The 21,727-nt window shown below is 43.6% G+C and carries 11 protein-coding genes; 5 read left to right on the forward strand and 6 right to left on the reverse strand.

What is annotated here, in order from left to right:
- Positions 1-87: 87 nt before the first annotated feature.
- From ACFW2W_RS26005 to ACFW2W_RS26015, 3 genes are all read left to right on the forward strand, one after another.
- A complete protein-coding gene (locus ACFW2W_RS26005; protein ID WP_378184721.1) occupies positions 88-1,728 on the forward strand; it encodes an SWIM zinc finger family protein in 1,641 nt (546 codons plus the stop codon).
- Positions 1,729-2,133: 405 nt separating this feature from the next.
- Positions 2,134-3,537, forward strand: a complete 1,404-nt coding sequence (locus ACFW2W_RS26010) for a reverse transcriptase family protein (RefSeq protein WP_378184723.1) — start codon at positions 2,134-2,136, stop codon at positions 3,535-3,537.
- Positions 3,538-3,836: 299 nt separating this feature from the next.
- Positions 3,837-5,678, forward strand: a complete 1,842-nt coding sequence (locus ACFW2W_RS26015; RefSeq protein ID WP_378184725.1) for a VWA domain-containing protein — start codon at positions 3,837-3,839, stop codon at positions 5,676-5,678.
- 68 nt (positions 5,679-5,746) lie between these two features.
- On the opposite strand, the gene ACFW2W_RS26020 is transcribed toward ACFW2W_RS26015, so the two are convergent.
- The 5 genes from ACFW2W_RS26020 to ACFW2W_RS26040 form a co-directional block, all read right to left on the reverse strand.
- The gene (locus tag ACFW2W_RS26020) at positions 5,747-6,244 is read right to left on the reverse strand and encodes a GNAT family N-acetyltransferase (protein ID WP_378184831.1); all 498 of its coding nucleotides are present in this window, start codon (positions 6,242-6,244) and stop codon (positions 5,747-5,749) included.
- The gene (locus ACFW2W_RS26025) at positions 6,241-6,525 is read right to left on the reverse strand and encodes a DUF1778 domain-containing protein (RefSeq protein WP_378184727.1); all 285 of its coding nucleotides are present in this window, start codon (positions 6,523-6,525) and stop codon (positions 6,241-6,243) included. Before ACFW2W_RS26025 ends, ACFW2W_RS26020 begins: the two co-directional genes overlap by 4 nt.
- A gap of 74 nt (positions 6,526-6,599) precedes the next feature.
- Positions 6,600-6,758, reverse strand: a complete 159-nt coding sequence (locus ACFW2W_RS26030; RefSeq protein WP_378184728.1) for a hypothetical protein — start codon at positions 6,756-6,758, stop codon at positions 6,600-6,602.
- Positions 6,759-6,941: 183 nt separating this feature from the next.
- On the reverse strand, positions 6,942-8,588 hold the full coding sequence (locus ACFW2W_RS26035) for a WD40 repeat domain-containing protein (RefSeq protein WP_378184730.1): 1,647 nt from the start codon (positions 8,586-8,588) through the stop codon (positions 6,942-6,944).
- 333 nt (positions 8,589-8,921) lie between these two features.
- Positions 8,922-10,349: a WGR domain-containing protein gene (locus tag ACFW2W_RS26040; RefSeq protein WP_378184732.1), complete on the reverse strand. Its 1,428-nt coding sequence runs from the start codon at positions 10,347-10,349 to the stop codon at positions 8,922-8,924.
- 795 nt (positions 10,350-11,144) lie between these two features.
- Between ACFW2W_RS26040 and ACFW2W_RS26045 the strand changes: the two genes are divergently transcribed.
- Positions 11,145-16,679: an AAA family ATPase gene (locus ACFW2W_RS26045; RefSeq protein ID WP_378184734.1), complete on the forward strand. Its 5,535-nt coding sequence runs from the start codon at positions 11,145-11,147 to the stop codon at positions 16,677-16,679.
- A 173-nt stretch (positions 16,680-16,852) separates the two neighbouring features.
- Complete coding sequence (locus ACFW2W_RS26050; RefSeq protein ID WP_378184736.1) at positions 16,853-17,581, forward strand: iron-containing redox enzyme family protein; 729 nt, start codon at positions 16,853-16,855, stop codon at positions 17,579-17,581.
- A gap of 123 nt (positions 17,582-17,704) precedes the next feature.
- On the opposite strand, the gene ACFW2W_RS26055 is transcribed toward ACFW2W_RS26050, so the two are convergent.
- The gene (locus ACFW2W_RS26055) at positions 17,705-21,727 is read right to left on the reverse strand and encodes an amino acid adenylation domain-containing protein (protein WP_378184738.1); all 4,023 of its coding nucleotides are present in this window, start codon (positions 21,725-21,727) and stop codon (positions 17,705-17,707) included.

Here is a 21,727-nt window from a genome sequence, read left to right on the forward strand (position 1 = left end):
CCCTGGCTAATAGCTAAAATCGGTTTTAACCGATTAATAATAATTCAGCTTTTTAGCCACAATTAATCATCAATAACTAACAAACATATGGAATTTAACTACAGCTACAACGGAAGTACGGAAGTAAGCGATCGCGGTTCCAATACCCAGATGTCTTTCTCTCCCGATACCAAGCGCGAACCGACTTACTTTATCGGAGAATTGCGTCAAAATGTCGCGTTTCGGGAAGCGATTAGCGCCTTACATGATGTTGTCGTCTCCGATATGCGGTTTAAACCAAAAGACAAAACTGCCTATAAAGAATGGGCAGCAAAACAGCAGGATCTTGACTGGCAACTTATCGCCGCGCAACGCCAAGAAGTTGCGAATAAAATTAAGCCGTTGCAAGACGAACTTAATCAATTAAATCAACATAGTTACCAACGACGGGAATCTTTCTACAAGGCACAACGCCGCTATTTTGATTACATTTATCAAAAAGATCGCGATGCTTGGTTTGTTCTCGATCCGGTGATTACAGTTCATCCCGATGAAGTATTTTTTGAATGTTTCAGTCAGGATGAATCCAGTTATGGGCGTCTGGGTGCCAGCTACGAGGTTTTTAAAAATATCAACGATTTTGCTTGCGGTACGACTAATATTGATTACTCAGCGGCACTTTACGATGAGTTTCAAAAAATTCGCAGTTACAAGAATACCAGATTTGAAATAGATCCTTCCGGTTTTGAAGTTCAAACCACTCACGAAGAGACTTTTAAAGAAGTCAAAATCGATTTACCCGACAGTTGGGTAAGAGGATTTTTGCAAGTTAGTTCGGCGATGTCTTTACCAGCAACGCAAGTTGATTTGCATCCGATGGACATCTACAATATGTGCTTTGTGCTGCGTCGCCACAAGGAGAAGCAAGGGCCTCGCAGTATGCGCTACCATCTTAAACCGGGGGAACCTGTGCGGGTGACATTCGATCCGTGGGGAATTGAGGTGGTTTGTGCGCGATCGCTCTACACTGGATCGCAAGAACAACAAATCCGCGTTTGGGGACGCCGCCGCCTCCACATCCTCGAACGCCTCATCCCCGTCGCCAAAAAGTTTACCGTTCACCTCCTCGGTACGGGTATGCCTTCCTTCTATGTCGCAGACTTAGGCGATATGTCCTTTACCCTCGGTTTATCGGGATGGACAGCCAACGACTGGGCGCAATCTGGTAACTTTGACTTGATGGCACCCCGCGCCGATATCGACAAATGGACGCAGCAACAAATTTTCGAGGCGCTGAAGAAGAATTGGGTAGAAAGTCCCGATTCGCTTGCGGAACGTCTTGGTTTAAACCGCGCCGTAGTTCTCGGTGCTTTAAGTGCTTATACGCAAGCCGGACGTGCGATTTATGACTTGAATAAGCAAGTTTATCGAGTGCGAGAACTGACGCGAGAACCTTTGCCGATGGAACGGCTGCGCTTTGCCAACGAGCGAGAAGAGAAGGCAACCCGTTTCTTGATTTACAATGCAGCGCAAGTAACATCCGTCACCAGCGATGCAACAAGAGCGTTTACTCTGCAAGGCAACGTCAAAGATAAGGAAAGAAATTATAATCCTTCCTTGACAGTTGACGCAGATGAGCGTATAATATCCGCAGAATGTAATTGCAATTGGCATCAACAGAATAAGCTGTACAAAGGTCCTTGCGAACACATTCTGGCGTTGCGGATGCAACACGCTCGTCAGTATTGACGAATTACGCGCACCTAATCAGTTGGGAAACAGCCTTGCAATCCGGACGGTGGATCGCCGTCCTTGCGTTTAGCCTAGCCATGCACCACTAGCCTGCTCTTAACTGTGCGGTCATTCGGTAGGGTACCCCTTCCCGGTTTAACTTCCCTGAAGTGTAAGAGGGGTACCCTACCGAGACCGCTTGAGTTGAGCAATCTAGTCCTGAGGGATTTACGAAGGGGCAACCAACTGATAGCGGTGCGTAATTTTTTTATATTCTCTCGTTCCCAGTCAGATGCTGGGAATGCTTTTTTGGAGGCTCCAGCCTCCATTACTTCTAGGTTTCAGGGATTATTGCCCGATTGCCATTCAGTACGTATGTACTATAATTTTCAAAATGGCATCGCTACTTCAACCCCAACAAATATGTCCGATCAGCCTCGTACCCGCCAGGAACTCTACGATCGCATCCGACAAACGGGCAAAGAGGAATTTATCCTCGAAGAGATGATACGTTATGGGTTCTGGCCTGCACAAGGCGAGATACCGCAAGATCCAGCCGATGAAATTCGGCGGATGGGTGAGATTCGGCGAGAACTGGAGCAACTGCGACAGGATAGTTCGCGCCTTCACAACGAAAAGGAACTTCGCGCTTCAGCACTTAAGCAACGGCTAGCCGAGTCGCGGCGAAAGCGACAGGAGACGAAGGAACGGCGGGAACGGGAAAGGCAAGAACGAGCGGAAGATTGGCGGCAAAGAAAAGAGCGAGAAATCCTTTATCTTAGTGAGGATGTCTCAGGTGGACTCAACTACACTGAGTGCGATGAGGAAAGGTTGCGAAGTTATGGATTACCTTTGTGCGGTACACCCTACGAAATTGCCGCTGCAATGGGAATTACGGTGGGACAATTGCGCTTTCTCGCTTTTTCCCGCAAGACTTCGACAATATCTCACTATATCCGCTTCAAGATTCCTAAAAAAACGGGTGGAGAAAGGCTGATTTCCGCACCAATGCCACGCTTGAAGCAGGCCCAGCATTGGATTTTGGGTAATATTTTGGAAAAGCTGGAACTTCACGATGCAGCTCATGGTTTTAGACGCGATCGCTCTATCGTCAGCAACGCTCAACCTCATGTAAAGCGTGATGTAATTATCAATTTTGACTTGAAAGACTTTTTTCCCTCCATTTCCTATCAGCGAGTGAAAGGTCTTTTTCGGTCATTTGGTTATTCGGAAGCTGCGGCAACAATTTTTGGGTTGCTGTGTACCCAACCGGATATCGAGGAGGTTGAATTAGACGGTAAAACTTACTATGTGGCTCTTACAGAACGCCACTTGCCGCAAGGTTCACCCGCTTCTCCAGCCATTACTAATCGAATGTGCCGCCGCTTAGATCGCCGCCTTACCCAAATGGCTGAACAATTAGGTTTTGTTTATACCCGCTATGCTGACGATTTGACTTTTTCCGCTTCTGGTGACAGTCTCCGCCATATCTGCAATATTCTCAAACGCACCCAGTCAATTGTGACTCACGAAGGGTTTGCGATTAACGAACTGAAGACTAGAATATTGCGGAAAAATCGGCAACAGGAAGTAACTGGAGTTGTCGTCAACAATAAACCCAATATTTCTAAAAAAGAGCTAAAACGCTTCCGCGCCACTTTGTTTCAAATTGAAAAAGATGGTTTAGAAGGTAAGCATTGGGGAAATTCTACTGATGTGATGGCTTCGATTCAGGGTTATGCCAATTTTGTCACTATGGTTAATCCCGAAAAAGGCACCCAATTTCAAGAGCAAATTCGACGAATTCGAGATAAATACAGACGTTAGGTTTCTGCATGAGTGTTTTTAACGCAAAGGTAGCGCTGTCGCGCCGCTTCGCTAACGCAAAGTTAGTAGGTTGGGTTGAGGCAACGAAACCCAACTCTATTAAGCATTTGTTGGGTTTCGTCGCTCAACACAACCTACAAATTTTGATTTTGTTGGAGTTTCAAAAATATGCAATCTTCTCCATAAAAAATCCGAAATTTTCATCTCTACTCTTGTAGTTTATCTAAGTGATAAATCACCAAAACGGCATTCCCGACTCGACGCTAGAAACTGCACAAAATATCTAGAGGACGCTACAGATGAAAGCAACTTACTCGCTGAGTCAATCGCTTATTGCAGCCGCCAAACCGTCCACTGTAGACTTAATTATCAGTTTCAAGGGTGAAGAAGAAACGCTCAACAAAATACCGCGTCTTCCGCTTAATTTGAGTGTGGTAATTGATAGATCGGGTTCGATGGCGGGAGTGCCACTTAAGAATGCTATTCAAGCTGCACAAAGGCTTGTGGAACATCTGACACCGGAGGATTTTCTTTCCATCGTCATTTATGACGATACGCCGGAAACGATTCTTCAGCATCAGCAAGTTCAGGATAAAGCTGCCATTCGTTCGCTAATTGGTAAGGTGAAAGCTGGCGGGTGTACTAACTTGAGTGGCGGTTGGTTGATGGGATGCGACAAGGTAAAATCTCAGCAGTCCACAGAACGAATCAATCGCGTTTTATTATTAACAGATGGACAGGCGAATGTTGGCATTACTGATTCTCAAGTATTAATTAACACTGCAAGACAACAAGCCGAACAAGGAATCGTTACCACAACTTTGGGGTTTGGAACTTATTTTAATGAAGATTTGCTCATCGGCATGGCAAATGCTGCCGGGGGAAACTTCTATTTCATCCAATCGCCTGACGATGCATCTGATGTATTCAGAATCGAACTAGAAAGTCTCACGTCTGTCGTCGCGCAAAATCTGACGGTGACGCTGCAACCAGAGGATTCTGTACAGATTTCTGGGATTCTTAACAATTACCGATCTAATCCGATTGGCAACAAGTTGGAAGTTTTCTGTGGCGATGTTTATGAGGTAGAAAATAAGCAGTTAGCGGTAGAATTGTCAATAGCTCCGCAAACAAATATTGGAGTCACAAATATTGCTACCGTTGCTTATAAATATCAAGCGGTTGTCGATGGCAGCATTCAAGAATTCAGCGATCAAATCCCCATTGCTATAACGGTTGCTGATGCTGAATCAGCCAGGAACGTGCAGCCAGATGCAACTGTTGTGGAGCAAGCAAGTAAGCTGAGGATTGGTAAGGTAAAAGACGAAGCGATCGCACTTGCCGACAAAGGAGATTACACCGCCGCCTCCCAGAAACTTCGCAAGACAATCGAGGATCTCAAGCTCAAAGCATTGCACGAATCCTTTGAAGTTGCCGAAGAGATGGAACAGCTGGATTATTATGCACAACGCTTGGAGAGCAAAAAGTTTGATAGTGCCAGCCGCAAGGAGATGCGAGATCAATCTTACCAGGCACTCACACGCGATCGCGGCGACTTAAAATTGCGAGGAATTGCTGCGGGATCTGCCAACAGCTTACAGGCGGTTTCCAGCGTGGATGCAGGAGTTTTGGTGAAATGCGATCGCGTTAGTGGCAAATTGCGAGTTCGCGTCATTTCTGACGGTTACAATCCTGATTTCAATGTGCAATTCCCCCGCCATATTCGTGAAGAAGGTGTCACCTACATCGTTGATGAAATCAATCTATCTGCTGACGGTAGCTTTTATCGTGCCTCCGGTAACATTCGCCGCTTAGTGCAACCGGGACAAGAACGCGCCGCATCATCTCAAAATAGTACCTCTTCTTCCAGTCCAAAACGACAAAAGCTGAATGCACCTGCTTCTGCTGCCGATTTAGAAACAGTTGATAGTGTAGGGGATGGAGTTCTCGTGCAGTGCGTGAAAGAAGGCAGTAAATTGAGAGCGAGAGTCGTATCGGATGGGTACGATCCTAACTACAACATCCGCTTTCCCCGCGACATTCGAGAAGAAAACGTTCTCTATGTTGTTGATGAAGTGGAAGAAGCGAAGAATGGTGGATCTTATGTCGCTTATGGGAAGATTCGGCGGTTAGTTCAGTAGGACTTTTTGTAACCCAAAGGTATGCAAAGAATAGCGCAGAGGTACGCAAAGTAACTCTGCGCTATTTTTTATGCAAGGTTCTTTTTGACATCTGCAAGAGTTACCATGAGGGTCAAGGGATGAACTGGAGAGGGGGTGAAGCCACACTTATCCACATAGAATCTTTTCGCGTCCTCATCAAGTGCGTGAACCAGAATAGCTCTAATCCCGGCAATTTCTGATGCTTGTAAAGTACGCAATATTGCATCCTTGACCAGACCTTTACCAATTCCTTTCCTTTGGTGGTTAATGTCAACTGCGAGTCTGCCCAATACCATAACCGGAATTGGATCGGGCATATTCCTTTTGATTTTGCCCGGAGCCTCACTATGAATGGCACTACCATTCGCTAAACTGTAGTACCCCACTACCTGATTCTCATAGCAGACAACGTATGTACGCGACGCTCCGGTTGCCTCATTTTCAAGAGCGCGTTTCCTCAACCAGTCATTTAGAGATGGCTTACCACAATCGAATGTCTCTACATCGTGTGTCGCCTGAAGAGGTTCTGGTGGGGTGTATTCTATTCCCAAGGGGTTGGTGCCTGAAGCAATTCAATTAACTTTTCATTTTTCGTCGGAGAGGTGTCTAGAGCCTGATTAAAAGCTTTCCACTGTTCATCACTAAGACAAAACAATCTCCGATCGAGCAAAGCCTCCTCTGCTGCTCGATATGCAGCATCTAGCATGAAGGCACTCCGAGTCTTACCAGAAAGACTGGCTGCACTATCTATGAGGTCGAGCTGATTTGGCTCAACTCTCATGTTTACAACTTCGGATCGCTTAATCTTTTCGGCTTTATCAGCCATAGCTGTTCATTTTCTCGATATTGCTTAGGTTCGATCTGCTATATACACATTGTAAATACAAAATTTTTGAGGAGTCAATGCTGAATCGTGATGATGTAGAGGCGGCTATCTAAAAACTGCACGGACAATGCACAACCGCAAGCTGTGGCAAGTTTCTGCAAGCGATCGCGTTCACAAACCAGTAATGGTAGGTTGGGTAGAACGATAGTGAAACCCAACCAATGCGATCGCAACTACTGAAAATGATCGGACTTTTCAAGAGCGATCGCCGACGTGTAAAAGAGGCGCGAACTGACAAGTCAGCGCTTCGCTATCGCTTCTAATTTCTATTGCTGAAACCGCTCATCAACTAAGCACCAACTAGACGCCGCTGCTTCTTCCCATCTGAGACGAGAACGGCTACGCAGCTCAGTTCATCAACGCCGCAACACTTTGATTTGGGCGTTTTGGGAATCTGGATTGACTGAAATGCCAGCCAGAAGTTTGCCATCCGGACTAACGGCGAGAGCGTCCATCCATCCTGTATCCAGCACAGCTTCGAGTTCGGCTGTTTGCAGATTCCACACCCTAAGCTGTCGATTGGTGCTGCCAAAAATGCGATCGCGACTCAGGGCAAGGGGTACATTCACAAACGTATCACGAGAAAAGAACGTACTTCCCCGTGCTGCGACTTTTCCCGTGGTCAAATCCCACACCTTCAGTCGCGTTTCAAATTTCTTAGAAGAGTTGGTATATTGTAGGGCGGCAGTCTTCCCATCGGGACTCATGTAAGCCGATAAGATATAGCCTGCAAACGTATCAAACCGTTCCTTCAGTATGGCTGTTTGCTGGTTTGTTGTCAGATCCCACACCTTTATGTCACCCCCCAAGAACTCTACAATTGCCGTTTTGCTGGTGGGATTAATCGCCAAAGGAATCAAACGTTCCATTGCGTCATCTTCGATCGAGAGGGGACCTATTTTAATCTCAGACTTGCGTAAATTGGGCAATGTTGCTTTGAGCTGACCAGTCGCCAGATCCCACTCTTTCACCGCGCCATTACTGCCACTGATCAAGGTCTTACCATCCGGTGTCATTTGAACCAGCTTCACGTCGTCGGAATGTCCCTTCAGCATTCGGGGTGGCTGGTCTTTGGTCAGATTCCAGATCCGTACCATGTGGTCAGCACTACCACTCACGACTATTTTTCCATCAGGCGCGATCGCCACTGCCCGAACCTGACCCGAATCACTTTGGAGCGTTTTTTTCAACTGTCCTGTCTTCAAATCCCAAACTTTAATCGCTTTATCTTGCCCGCCGCTGACTAAGGTTTGACCATCCGCACTGATTGCTAGGGTAGACGCAGAGGGATGCCCATCGATCGTGCGAACAACTGAGAACTTGCAGTAGGGCGACTGGGTTGGATGTTGGGAACAGGAAACCGCCTCTAGGGACGCCAACTGCGGTTGCGTTGACGGAAAAAACTCTCTAGCAACAATTGACCACACTAGCGATGCAATTCCAATCAGAAAAACGCCCACTTGAAAGGCTTTGGGCAACCCTGTATCAAAATTTGACTGACGGGAAGAGCCTGAATTTAGCCCTTGACTTGGTTCTCCTAAAATTATCTGTACCAGGTCGCGGCGACTACGGTTTGCCTCGTACCAAAACGCACACCAGAATGCAAACAAAATGGTAATTGGCATCCCTAAAAACATCAAGGCAAAGTCAGCGGGCATGGCTCCAGCCAAGCACATTGGGAGCGAAAAGCTATACCACGTCACATACCAAAATACTAAAAAGGCAATTACAAAGGGGTGCAATTTCATAGTGATGCGAATGATTGTCCCGGAGGGTGACAGCTCAAATCGCCCGCGAATGATTGGCACGAAGGAGTTGCGATAGTGAATAATCCGATGAATTTCAAATCCAGTCTCTGAGAGTGTGCCTTCATAGGGCGCGTGGTGGCGGGAGATATGCCATCGCAATTTTGATGGTTCGATATGAGCAGCCAGCTTCTCCAGCACGATCGGCAACGGATCTTGAGTTTGAAGGGTAAAAGTGTTGTATGGTAAGAGTTTCATGAGCAGTTTTGTCTCATAACCGTTTCATCAACCAAGGTGAATGAGGTGACAAAATAATAGGAAAGCTTCAGCACTGATTTTCCATTCCCTAAAACACTGAGCTTTCATTAACTGGAGACGCTATCTTAGCAAACGCACAAGCCTATACCCACGAGCGTTGCAAATCATCAACCATAAAGAATCCCCTTAACACATAACAATCATCAATTGATTTTTCAGATGCGATCGCATTTTGGGTTTCATAGCCTCAATCCAACCTACTGAATAAGAGCTTTAAACTACTTTGCGTACCTCTGCGCTATCCTTAGCGTACCGAGAGCGTTTAAAAAACGATTAAGTAACCAACTTCTTAATATCCCCAAAAGCCCGATAAAATCCACCACGAGAAGATTCGCGCACCTCTTCCACCAGATAACGCGCACCTTCAGAGCGAATATCTTGAGGAAATTGTACTTTCCAGTTGGGATTGTAACCAGGAGAAACAGCGCGAATTCTTAACTTCCCGCCTTCTTTAAAGCACTCCACAATTACACCCTGACTGGCGTTTGATGCCGTTTCCAGGGTATTAGAAGGAAGTGCTGCGGCAACGGCAGTGGGTGCTTTAATGTTAATAGTCTGGGGAACTGTACCTGCTTGTGCTGCTTTGATAGCTGTTTCACTAGCATCGATGCAAGCAAGAGAACCGTCGGTAGTGACGATGTAAAGATTGTCGCCCAAAAACTGCATGGAAAAAGCGGAACCGCAGCCAGTGGCTAGTTTCCACAAGCGATCGCCTCCCCGCTCAAAACAATAAATCGAGGAGCAATTGTCGCCTGCAAAGACATATTTACCTTCTTCAGCGGTGGCGCAAGAATAAACAGGCGCATCACATTGATAAATTGTGCTAACTTCCCCTTTCTTGGTGAAGCTATAAACTAAATTTTGACCTGTTCCAGCATAAATTGTTGCTTCTTCTTGCCAGCCAAATAGCACCTCACCGCGAGTTTTTTGATTCCAGATTTTCGTTCCATCTTCCCAGTCATACATCGTTACGCCGTTGCTATGTCCGTGATAAATGCCAATTTCATCGCAGCGCACCATCCAGCCATACTCGCCGCTACTTTTTTTAGTCCATTGAGACTCATCTTCGTGATTGATAGTTGTAACGTTACCGTCGATATCAGAAACACCGAGAATTGCATCTTTGATATCAAGCCAGAAAATATTTACATCGGGGGCAATTTCATAAGCGACACGCGGAATTTTGCCTGTCAAATCGTATACTTTGCCATCATCGCATCCCGCATAAAGCCAGCCTTCATCAGCGACAATACACTTCACGCCGTCAGGAAGACGAAACTGATTTTGCACAATTCCCGTATGGCTGAGAGCGAAAATTTGACCTGCCTGATTGCCAACCCAACAGCGCAAGTTGTCAATAAAGATGCCAAAAGCGGGAGAAGAAGAAGCAAATTTCCAAACTACAGGTGCTTGAGAAGCCGTTGAGCGATCGCTCTTTATTTCCCGTCGAGTCACGGGACGTTTACTCCTCACTCCCATAACTGCTTGTTCGTAACCTTTCTTCAGTTTCTCGTTAATCTTTTTCGTCGCTTCAGCTTTGGCTTTTTCCGGTGTTGGATAGGTTTTAACCTGAGTTTGTCCTGAGTCGCCAATGCGACCGTAGCGAATCGATACTTCCGTCCCGTTGACAATTACTTCATAAAATTTGTGAGAACTACTATCTGACTCTGAGAATTCTAGATACGTTTTCTCTTGGGTCATTTTTGCCTCCGATTCTGTATGTATAAGAAACGTCTATCTTGTCTCAAATTCCCCATTTGCAAGCCAGTATTCTGCCGCAGCACGAACCGAAAGATACAACTCAGCAAAATAATAGCAAAAATCCCGCTTTAACCTTGCACTGAGCATTCGTAAATGGCAATTAGTAAAATCTCAGCTCAAACTTATTTACTTAGATTTGTATATGTATGTCAACTTTATATCAAATAAACAACGCTGACTGAAGTAAGATTAAGAAAAAAATGTATTTGTGAATTTTTATAAAGATTGGACAGTAAACATTTTTTATTGATCAATACAGATTTATATATTTTTTATAGAATCATTGATATCCCAGACTTTTCGGCTAGTCCTGCAATCCTTGAAGATTCTCCCGCCAGCGGGGGAATATCGGGAATAAGTTTTTTGTACAAGGCTTGGGTGGGGTTCCAGATGGCAAGTAATGTTTTTACAAGCATTAAAATGCACTCGTTCACACTCTTTTAATCGTTTTTTCTCAAACTATCTCTAACACTTGACTACATCTATGTGACAAGTCTAGGGAGGAATTAGTATTCTAGGTTACATTTTTTTTAGATGGTCAAAACGATGCTTCCCAAAAACTGTGAATCTACTGGTATTTACTGAGAAGCAAACTATATTTCAGTATAAATACGCTTTCGATTCATTGAATAAAGTCTTATTTTTACTTCAGTGCAATATGCGGATTTCGTGCCCTATCCCCAAAATTGCTCCTAACTGAACTAAATCGCCTACAAATCTGTAGATGACACAATTATGACAACGATTCCCGGATATCAGATTTTTGAGCTAATCTATGAAAGCAGCAAGTCTCTTGTGTATCGGGGATGCCGACTTCGGGATAATCTACCCCTTATTCTTAAAGTTATTAAAGAAGACTATCCATTACCAGAAGAAATTTCTAGGTATAAGCAAGAATATGAAATTACCCGTTCGCTGAATCTAGATGGTGTTGCTAAAGCGTATGATTTAAAACCCTATCAAAACACTCTAGTAATGCTCTTGGAGGATTTTGGAGGGAAATCTCTAAAAATATTGATGGACGACCAAAATTTTACAGTTTTAGAAGTTATTAAAATTGCTATAAAAATTACTGAAACCTTAGCTGAACTGCATACCTCAAACATCATTCATAAAGATATTAACCCATCCAATATTGTTTTTAACCCAAAAAGTGGGCAAGTCAAATTTATTGATTTTGGTATTTCCAGCGTTTTGTCGCGGGAAAACCCTACGCTAAAAAGTCCCAATGTTTTAGAAGGCACTCTTGCCTATATGTCGCCAGAGCAAACTGGCAGAATGAACCGTTCGCTGGATTACCGCACTGACTTTTACTCCCTTGGTGTCACCTTATACGAACTCCTCACTGACAGAGTACCTTTTAATGGTACTGATGCAATGGAGTTAGTGCATAGTCATATTGCGCTTACGCCAATTCCGCCTCATAAGTTTAATCAAAACATTCCTAAAGCAGTTTCGGATATTGTCATAAAATTGTTGGCTAAAACTGCTGAAGATAGATACCAAAGTGCTTATGGAATTCAAGCAGATTTAGAATATTGTCTAACTCAATTAGAAATAACCAACCAAATTGCAGAGTTTTCCCTCGGTTGTCATGATATTTCTAATAAGTTTCAAATTCCTGAAAAACTCTATGGCAGAGAGCAAGAAATTAATACTTTACTAACAGCATTTGACCGAGTAAGTCAATTCTCATTTGGCAAGCCAATGCAAGGGGATGTTGAGATGATGTTGGTGTCGGGTTATTCTGGCATCGGCAAGTCATGTTTAGTGCAAGAAATTTACAAACCAATCACTCAACAGCGAGCTTATTTCATTTCTGGAAAATTTGACCAGTTTCAGCGGAGTATTCCCTATTCTGCTGTCGTCAGCGCCTTCTCTGCATTAATCCAGCAACTTTTAACTGAAAGCGAAGCACAGCTCAACCAGTGGAAAGAAAAACTCCTAGAAGCCTTTGGCTCTAACGGGCAAATTATTATTGATGTGATTCCTGAAGTAGAACTAATTGTCGGCCCTCAGCCTAGGATTCAAGAATTAGGGTCAACTGAGTCTCAAAACCGCTTTAATTTAGTCTTTCAAAACTTCATTCGGGTATTTTGCCAACAAGAGCATTCGTTAGTCATCTTTCTGGATGATTTGCAGTGGGCTGACTCTGCCACGCTCAAATTGATAGAGTTGATGATGACGGATGACCAAACGCACTATCTATTTCTCATTGGAGCGTATCGGGATAATGAAGTCAGTTCCACTCATCCCTTGATGATGACGCTTGATAGCTTACGCGATGATGGAGCTATCATCAACCAGATTAATCTAGCACCTTTAGAACTTGAGCATATTACCCACTTGATTGCTGATACCTTGCATAAGGATAGGGAATCAGTAAGACCCTTAGCCTCCCTCATCCTGCGTAAAACAGAAGGTAATCCCTTCTTTGTCAATGAATTTCTAAAAACTCTGTATCAGGAAAACCTGCTTACCTTTAACCCCCCTCAGACCCTCCTTACTCAGGGGGAAAAAGAGGGAAGTAAAGCCCTGTGGCAATGGGACATCGCTCAAATTGAAGCGCTGGGCATTACTGATAATGTTGTGGAGTTGATGATAGGAAAATTAAAGAAATTGCCAAATTCAACACAACAGGTTTTACGTTTAGCCGCTTGTGTCGGCAATAGTTTCGATTTAAATACGCTGTCTATCATTTATGAAAAATCAATTTCTGAAACTTTTAAATACCTTTTACCAGCCCTGAAAGAAGAATTAATTAGACCCACTTCTGTGTTGGAAACAACCGAAAATGAAGGGATTAATTCTCAATTGTTAGTTTTTAATTATAAATTTTCACACGACCGCGTGCAACAGGCAGCTTATGCACTGATTGATAACTCGCTCCAAAAAGCAGTTCATCTCAGAATAGGCAATCTCCTGTTAGCAAATACGCCATTGGAAGAACAGATAGAAATAATTTTTAAATTGGTCGATCATCTAAATATTGGTTCAGACTTAATCGCCGATGAAGAGGAAAAAATTGAATTAGTAATATTGAATTTGGAAGCAGCTCGAAAAGCGAAAGATGCGACCGCATACAGCTCAGCACTTCACTATTTGACTGTTTGTATGAAGATTTTACCGAGCGATATTTGGGTAAAACGCTACGAGCTGGCTTTCTCATTGCATAAGAAACGAGCCGAAATTGAGTATTTAAACGGTAATTTTGCTCGTTCTGAAGCCTTACTGGAGCTAACGCTATCTCAAGCGAAATCAGTCCTCGACAAAGCTGAAGTTTATAATATGCTGATTGTGCAGCATACCATGCTTGCCAAATACCAAGAGGCAATTCAAGCAGGGCGTAATGCTCTCAGTCTGCTAGGAATTGACTTACCTGAAGAGGAATTAAAAACAGCAGTTGCTCTAGAACTAGGCGAAGCTAGTAAGAAATTAGAAAACCAAGAAATTGCGTCTTTAATTAATGTAGAAGAAATAAAAGTTCCCGAAATAAAAGCAGCAGTCAAATTATTAGCAAACATGGGGCCACTGTCATATTTTGTTAATTTAGACCTTTGGCAGCTAGTTACTGTTAAAACAATTAATCTTTGTCTCACCTATGGTTATGCATCAGGAGCAGCGTACAGCTACTCTTGTTATGGAATGATACTTAGCGCAATTTTAGGAAATTATCACTCTGGTTATGAGTTTGGGGTGCTAGCAACTAAACTAAGTAATAAGTTTAATAATGTGGCTCAGAAATGTGTAGAACTTGTGGTTCTTGCCAATTACTTGAGTAATTGGGTGAAGCCAATTAAATTTAGTCATGCAATTAATGATGAGGCATACAAAACGGGACTAGATTTTGGAGATTTGCAATGGGCAGGTTATACTCGTCTTCACAAAGTCATTGGTTACTTCCATCAGTGTAAAAGTTTAGAACAAATTTTAAAACAGATACCTCAGTCTTTGCTATTTTGTCAAAAAAGTAAAAATCAATGGGCAATTGATATAATTTTAGGTTATAACCTGGCAGTGTCGAATTTGATAGGCATAACTGCCGGAACATTATCTTTTGAAAATGATGAGATTATCGAATCAAACTTCTTGACAAGTTGCGAACAACATCAAAGTTTGGCGGCAATTTGTGAATTCCATATTTTAAAAGCCCAAATTCTCTATTTATACGAAAAACCGGATTTAGCTCTGAGCAGTAGCTTGTCAGCTTCAAAGCTACTTACTTCTATTTTCGGTCATATCTCAGTATCTACACATAACTTTTATCACTCACTGATTCTGATTGCTCTCTATCCGACTGTTTCAGAATCAGTACAAAAACAATCTTGGGAGACGTTAGCAACGAATCAAAAGCAGATGAAGATTTGGGCAGACAACTGCCCAGAAAATTTTCTACACAAGTACCTGCTGGTAGAAGCTGAAATTAGTCGCATCACTGGCAATGATTTAGAGGCGATAGACTTGTATGAACGCGCCATTGAATCAGCAAAAGAAAATGAGTTTATTCAGAATGAAGCTTTGGCTAATGAACTAGCTGCTAAGTTCTGGTTAGCTAAAGGAAAAGAGAAGTATGCTAAAGCCCATATTATAGAAGCTTATTACGGCTATCAACGTTGGGGATCTAAGCGCAAAGTAGAATATTTAGAAGAAAAATATCCGAACCTTCTTACTAAAATATCTATTTTGCCTCGCGTTAAAGATACTCCAACTACTACTGGACATTCGTCTACGGGTAGTAGTTCTAATGCGCTGGATTTAGCCACTGTGATGAAAGCTAGCCACGCGATCGCTGCTTGTATCGTGCTGGATAAGTTACTGGCTTCTTTAATGAAAATATCCATCGAGAATGCTGGCGCACAAAAAGGTTTACTGCTCTTGGTAAGAGATGAAAAACTGCTGATTGAAGCTCGCTCATCGGTTGAATCTAAAGAAGTAATCGTTCGGCAAGCAACTCCGCTTAAAGATTGTCAAGAATTGCCTCTGACCGTGATTAATTATGTAAGGAGAACTCGCTCGGATGTGGTTCTAAATGATGCGGCTAGCGAGGGAAAGTTTATCAATGACTCCTATATCGATCTAAATAAATTGAAGTCAGTTCTCTGCACCCCCATCATTAATCAAGGCAAATTAATCGGCATTCTTTATTTAGAAAATAATCTAACGATTGGAGCTTTTACTCCCGATAGAATAGAAGTTTTAAAACTGCTTTCGGCTCAGGCAGCTATCTCTCTGGAAAATGCTATACTTTACGCTTCGATGGAACAAAAAGTCCAAGAGAGGACGCAGGAATTAAATGAAAAAAATGTGCGTTTATCGCAAACTCTACAAGAACTTAAACACACTCAGACTCAACTAATTCAGACCGAAAAAATGTCTAGTCTGGGTCAATTAGTGGCTGGTATTGCCCACGAAATTAATAACCCGGTTAACTTTATCTACGGCAATCTTGTCCACGTTAATGAATATACTCAAGACCTACTGAACCTAATGCAGCTATATGCTAAGCATTATCCGAGTCCGGTGTCTGAGATTCAAGACGAAGCGGAGGCGATTGAAGTAGATTTCTTGGTTGAAGATTTGCCAAAAATGCTGTCGTCGATGAAGGTGGGGGCTGACAGAATTCGTCAAATTGTCCTGAGTTTGAGGAATTTTTCGCGCCTTGATGAGGCAGAGATGAAGGAGGTCGATGTTCACTCTGGGCTAGATAGTACGTTGTTAATTCTGCAAAACCGCCTGAAAGCTAAAACAGACATTCCCGCTATTAAGGTGATTAAAGAGTATGGTTCGCTGCCGCTAGTGGAGTGTTATGCGGGTCAGCTCAACCAAGTATTTATGAATCTCCTAGCTAATGCGATTGATACTTTGGAAGAAGTAATGAGTAATGATTCAAAGACGATAGGACATTACCAGGAAGTAGCCCAGGCATCTTGTTTATCTTCCTGGGAACGACGAAAAGAACAAAATTCTCATAACCAATTGCCAATTAGCGATTACCAATTACCTACAATTCGGATTCGCACCTGTGTCGTAGACAAAAGTCGGGTTCTTATTGCCATTGCCGATAATGGCCCTGGGATGACAGAGGAAGTAAAAAAACGTATATTCGACCCTTTCTTTACTACAAAACCGATTGGTAAAGGTACGGGACTAGGGTTAGCAATTAGCTACCAGATTGTGGTGGAAAAACACGGCGGTCAATTGCAGTGTTTTTCAACATCTGGGCAGGGAACTGAATTTATGGTTGAGATTCCCATCCGTCCGCAAAATTAGCCTTTGTCTTAAGAAGTCGATCTCCTTTATTAGATAGAAAACAAGCAGCATTCTCAGTAATTTTGCCGAGGCATTTATTCATACAAAATTCAGAATTACGCAGATTCACGGTGGACTAAGAATTTAGAGAAAGGCTACTACTAAGGCGTAAGGTTAGCGGAAAGAAGTAAGTCATGCAGCTCCTAGACAATTGCTCTATTGCTACCGAGAGAAAAGTAGGACTTCACCAATTGTATGTAGAAGACATCGTGAGATGTACCACACTATCAGAAGCAGTGCTGATGGTAAATAATGCTTATGATTTTCACCGTCATCCTTACTTTATTTGGATGCAGACACCCTCTACCTCACGGTCGCAATTTCTTTGTACACAGCTACCAATTTGTTTTGCAATTGAGTCATTTTCGCAATCATTAGCGGCAGTTTTGGCTCGGACTCCAGTATTAGAACGGCGACTTTCTGTGATGGAAAACGTGGCTGAAGAACATGGTCACGGCAATTTATTAAACTCTCACAAATACACCTTCCGCCAATTTTTGCGTGCTTTAGGTGCCACGCCAGAGGATTTAGAAATACCCTGTCCTGCATCAGTTTTAGCTTTCAATCATTCACTTCTGGGCTACTGTCTGACACAATCAAGTGAAGCGGGTGCAGCCGCTTTGGGGATGCTTGAGCATCTGTATTCCAGTGTTAGTGGGATGATCGGTCGCACGATTAACGAGCGAGCTTGGGCAGCACCGGGTAGCCAGTCACACTATACTGTCCACGAGGAACTTGACGTAGAACACGCACGAGAACTGCTGACTTTGGCAGAACCTAGTTGGGAGGAGCCACGCAACCGCGCTCATGTTGCTCAAGGGCTGGTGCTGGGTGCCCACTACTTATGGGCTTTGTACGAATAGTACGCCACGGTAAGAGCGATCGCTGTACTCTATGATGTAGCGATCGGTCTTGCCGTTCAACATCTTCCGGATTCTACCTATTTTTGGGTTTTTTCTGATTTTCTATGACAAAAGAGGTTTAATTTAACTTCCGACCTGTGCATTCTCAATACAGGTTCTTAACTGTTCGGTGAGAACCTGTATATGGGGTTTCTTTAGCATGGTTAGGTGATTGCCAGGAATGTTATAAATTTCCACTCCTCCAGCTAGATCGCCCCAACCCATACTCGGATCTTGATTCGCAATGATATTTTGTTCGCTATTTTTCAAAAGAGTAATTTTGCTGGGATAGACTTGCGGCACATAGCTGAGAGCGGCTTGACTATTCGCTTTAAAAACTCTAAGGATCGATTTACTTTTTAGCTCTTTTAATATTCGTTTTCTAGACTCTTGAGAGATTAGCTTGCTTTGGTACTTTTCGGTAGCAGCGATAAGATAAAAATAATCCATAAAATAAGGCCATATATATCGCGCTCCTGTGGTCAGGAGAAACTTTAAACCGCCCCAGAAAGAAGGTTTGTTTTTGGAAACTGGTGCTGAAGTATCCAGCACAGCAAGTAGAGCTACTTTATGCCCAGCTTTTTGCAATTGTTGAGCCATTTCAAAAGCAACCAAACCTCCAAAAGACCAACCTCCTAAAAAATAAGGACCATTCGGCTGCACTACACGCAAGGCGTCAATATAATAAGCCGCCATATCCTCAATACGAGTTAATGGGGATTGTTCTCCATCCATACCCAGAGGTTGTAGCCCATAAAATGGTTGCTCTGTCCCCAAATGATATGCGAATTCATAATAAGGAAAGACTACTCCAAAAATGGGATGAACGCAAAAGAAAGGTGGATTTGAACCTTTAGGCTGAATTGCCACCAAGGGCGACCAAGACGGAGAATCGATTTCTGGAGATAGAGTGTTTGCTAGACCTTCAATGGTTGGATTTAAGAAGAGAGTGGACAGCGGTAATTCGCGTTCAAACTGCTTGTGTATCTGCTCCATGAGGGTTATACTCAGCAGCGAATTTCCCCCTAAATCGAAGAAGTTATCGTGAATACTTACACGCTCGATGTTAAGAACTTCAGACCATATTTTTGCGAGGGTTGACTCAGTAAGATTACGAGGCTCAATGTAAGTTTTATCTATGGCTAGGCTAGTCGAATTATCGGGATCGGGTAAGTTACGACGATCGACTTTGCCATTAGGTGTTAAAGGCAGAGATTCTAGCACGACAAAAGCTGAAGGAACCATGTACTCTGGCAACTTCTTCTTTAGAAAATCACGGAGTTCAATGATTGTAGGGGTCAAATTTTGGTGTGGCACAATATAAGCGACTAAACGCTTATTACCAGAAACTTTCTCTGTAGCAATTACCACCGTTTCTCTGACTGTCGGATGCTGAGTCAGTACTGTCTCAATTTCTCCCAATTCGATGCGGAAGCCGCGAATTTTTACCTGGTCATCAAGACGACCTAAAAACTCAATGTTGCCGTCTGGTCGATAACGAGCTAGGTCGCCGGTTTTATAAATTGTAGAGATGTGACAACCTTTGTCTATACAAGAATTAAAAGGATTAGGAATAAACCGTTCAGCAGTTAATTCGGGACGATTCAGATATCCCTGCGCCAGTCCATCCCCACTGATGTACAATTCGCCAGTAATCCCGATGGGTACAGGCTGTAAATGGGTATCTAATATATAAATTTGAGTGTTAAAAATTGGGCGACCAATGGAGGGTTTTTGGCTGTCGTAGCTAATTTCTGCAATCGTAGCCCAAACAGTTGCTTCAGTTGGCCCATAAGCGTTAAAAAATCTGCGACCAGAAGCCCATTTGTTTACAATATCTTTAGAACAAGATTCGCCTGCACAAATTATAGTTTGTAGTGCGGGAAGTTCTTCTGTTAATACTGCTAGTACAGCAGGCGGGAGCGTGAGGTGAGTAATCGCATTATCGCGCAATAACTTTATTAAAGGTTGTCCAGGCAGAAGGGATTCTTTTTTGGCTAAATAGAGGGTTGCTCCCGATCGCAATGCCATGACAATCTCGAAGATTGAGGCATCAAAACTCAAGGATGCAAATTGCAGTATGCGATCGCTTGGCTGTACATTGAAAACTTCAATCTGAGCTTCTGCTAAGTTAGACAGTCCTCTGTGCTGCACTAAAACGCCTTTTGGTTTTCCGGTTGAGCCAGAGGTGTAGATGACATAAGCTAGATTTTCAGGTGTTACGCTGCTGGTTGGGTTGTGTTGGGGATGGTAAGCGATCGCATCCCAGTCCTTATCCAAACAAACTACAGACAAACCGTGTTGGCGATCCCCCCAACCCCCCTTCAAAAGGGGGGCTAATATGGATTGCGTTAGTAAGATGGATATTTGAGCGTCTTCCAGCATGAAATTAAGACGTTCTTGCGGATAGCTTGGATCTAAAGGTAGGTATGCTCCACCTGCTTTGAGGATGCCCAATAGTCCCACTATCATATCTACAGAACGCTCTACACAAATGCCAACTATAACGCCTGTAACTACCCCCAATTGTTGCAGATAGCCTGCAAGTTGATTGGCTCTGATGTTCAATTCGCGGTAGGTTAATTGCTGATTTTCAAAGATTAGCGCTATCGCATCTGGAGTCTGCTCCACTTGTGCCTCAAACAACTGATGAAAACACTGGTTTTGTGGGTAATCTCTTCTGGTATTATTCCAATCAACTAATAACTGTTGCCGTTCGGCTGCTGTCAATAAAGGCAACTCGCAAAGGCGTTGTTCTGGATTTGCAACAATACTTTCCAGCAGCGTTTGAAAATGCCCCAGCATCCGAGTAATGGGAGCGTCATCAAATAAATCAGTGCTGTATATTACTTGTCCTTTAAGACTTTCCGGCGATTCCCACAAGTGGAACTCTAGATCGAACTTGGCGCTGGGGTTGTCAAACTCCAACTGCGAGAGCGTTAATCCAGGCAACTCTAGCGCCTCGATTGGTGTATTTTGCAGGCTGAATGCAACTTGAAATAAGGGATGCTGGCTCAGGTTGCGCTCTGGGTGCAGTTCCTCTACCAGCTTCTCAAAGGGTAAGTCCTGATGGGCATAGGCTCCTAGCGCCACCTCCCGTACTCTACCCAGCAATTCCAGAAATGTTGGATTGCCTGATAAATTAGTACGCAGCACCAAACTATTGACAAAAAAACCAATTAACCCCTCAATTTCGCGGCGGTTGCGGTTAGCAATTGGTGAGCCGACAACAATATCTGATTGCTGAGTGTAGCGGTAAAGTAAGGTTTGAAATGTCGCTAAAAGGGTCATGAACAGAGTAACACCTTGGCGCTGCGAAAGTGCCTCTAGTTCCTCATTTAGGCTTTTCGATAACTCTAAAAATTGCGTTGCGCCTCGGTAGGTTGGAGTAGCTGGGCGAGGTTTGTCAGTGGGCAAGTTCAGTGAGGGAATATTGTCCAGCTGCTGCTTCCAGTAGGCTAACTGAGTCTCCAGAACTTCACCCTGTAACCATTGGCGCTGCCAGTCGGCAAAGTCTGCATATTGGATAGGCAGTTCTGGCAAGGGCGATCGCGTGTTGTTGGCAGCTGCATACAGCGTTCCTAGTTCCCGAATTAGCACTCCAATCGACCAACCATCACAGATAATGTGGTGCAGATTCAGCAAAAGTACGTGTTCTGACGAGTCTAGCTGTAGCAGCATTACGCGCAGTAACGGTTCCTGAGATAAATCAAAAGGACGCGATCGCTCCTCGGTAGCTATTCGTCGAGTTTCAGCTTGTTGTTGAGTTGCTGAGAGATTTTGCAAATCTACAAGGGGCAAAGGTATGGTTAAGCTGGGAGCAATTACTTGAACGGGTTGCCCATTAAGCATCCTAAAAGTGGTACGCAAAGCTTCGTGGCGACGCACAATTTCGTTGAACGTCTCCTCCAGCGCCGAAGCGTTGAGCGAACCCGTTAGGCGAAGTGCAGTCGCTACATTGTAGAAGGTATTGCCTGGGAACAGTTGGTCGAGAAACCACAATCGCTGTTGGGCAAAAGATGCCGGAAATACAAAAACTTCTTCTTCAGGAATATTCAATTTTTCTTCAGCCGCTGCATGGGAATTGTCGAAAACATACTGTGTCAT

The sequence above is a fragment of the Coleofasciculus sp. H7-2 genome, from assembly GCF_042747725.1.
Lineage (GTDB): Bacteria > Cyanobacteriota > Cyanobacteriia > Cyanobacteriales > FACHB-T130 > FACHB-T130.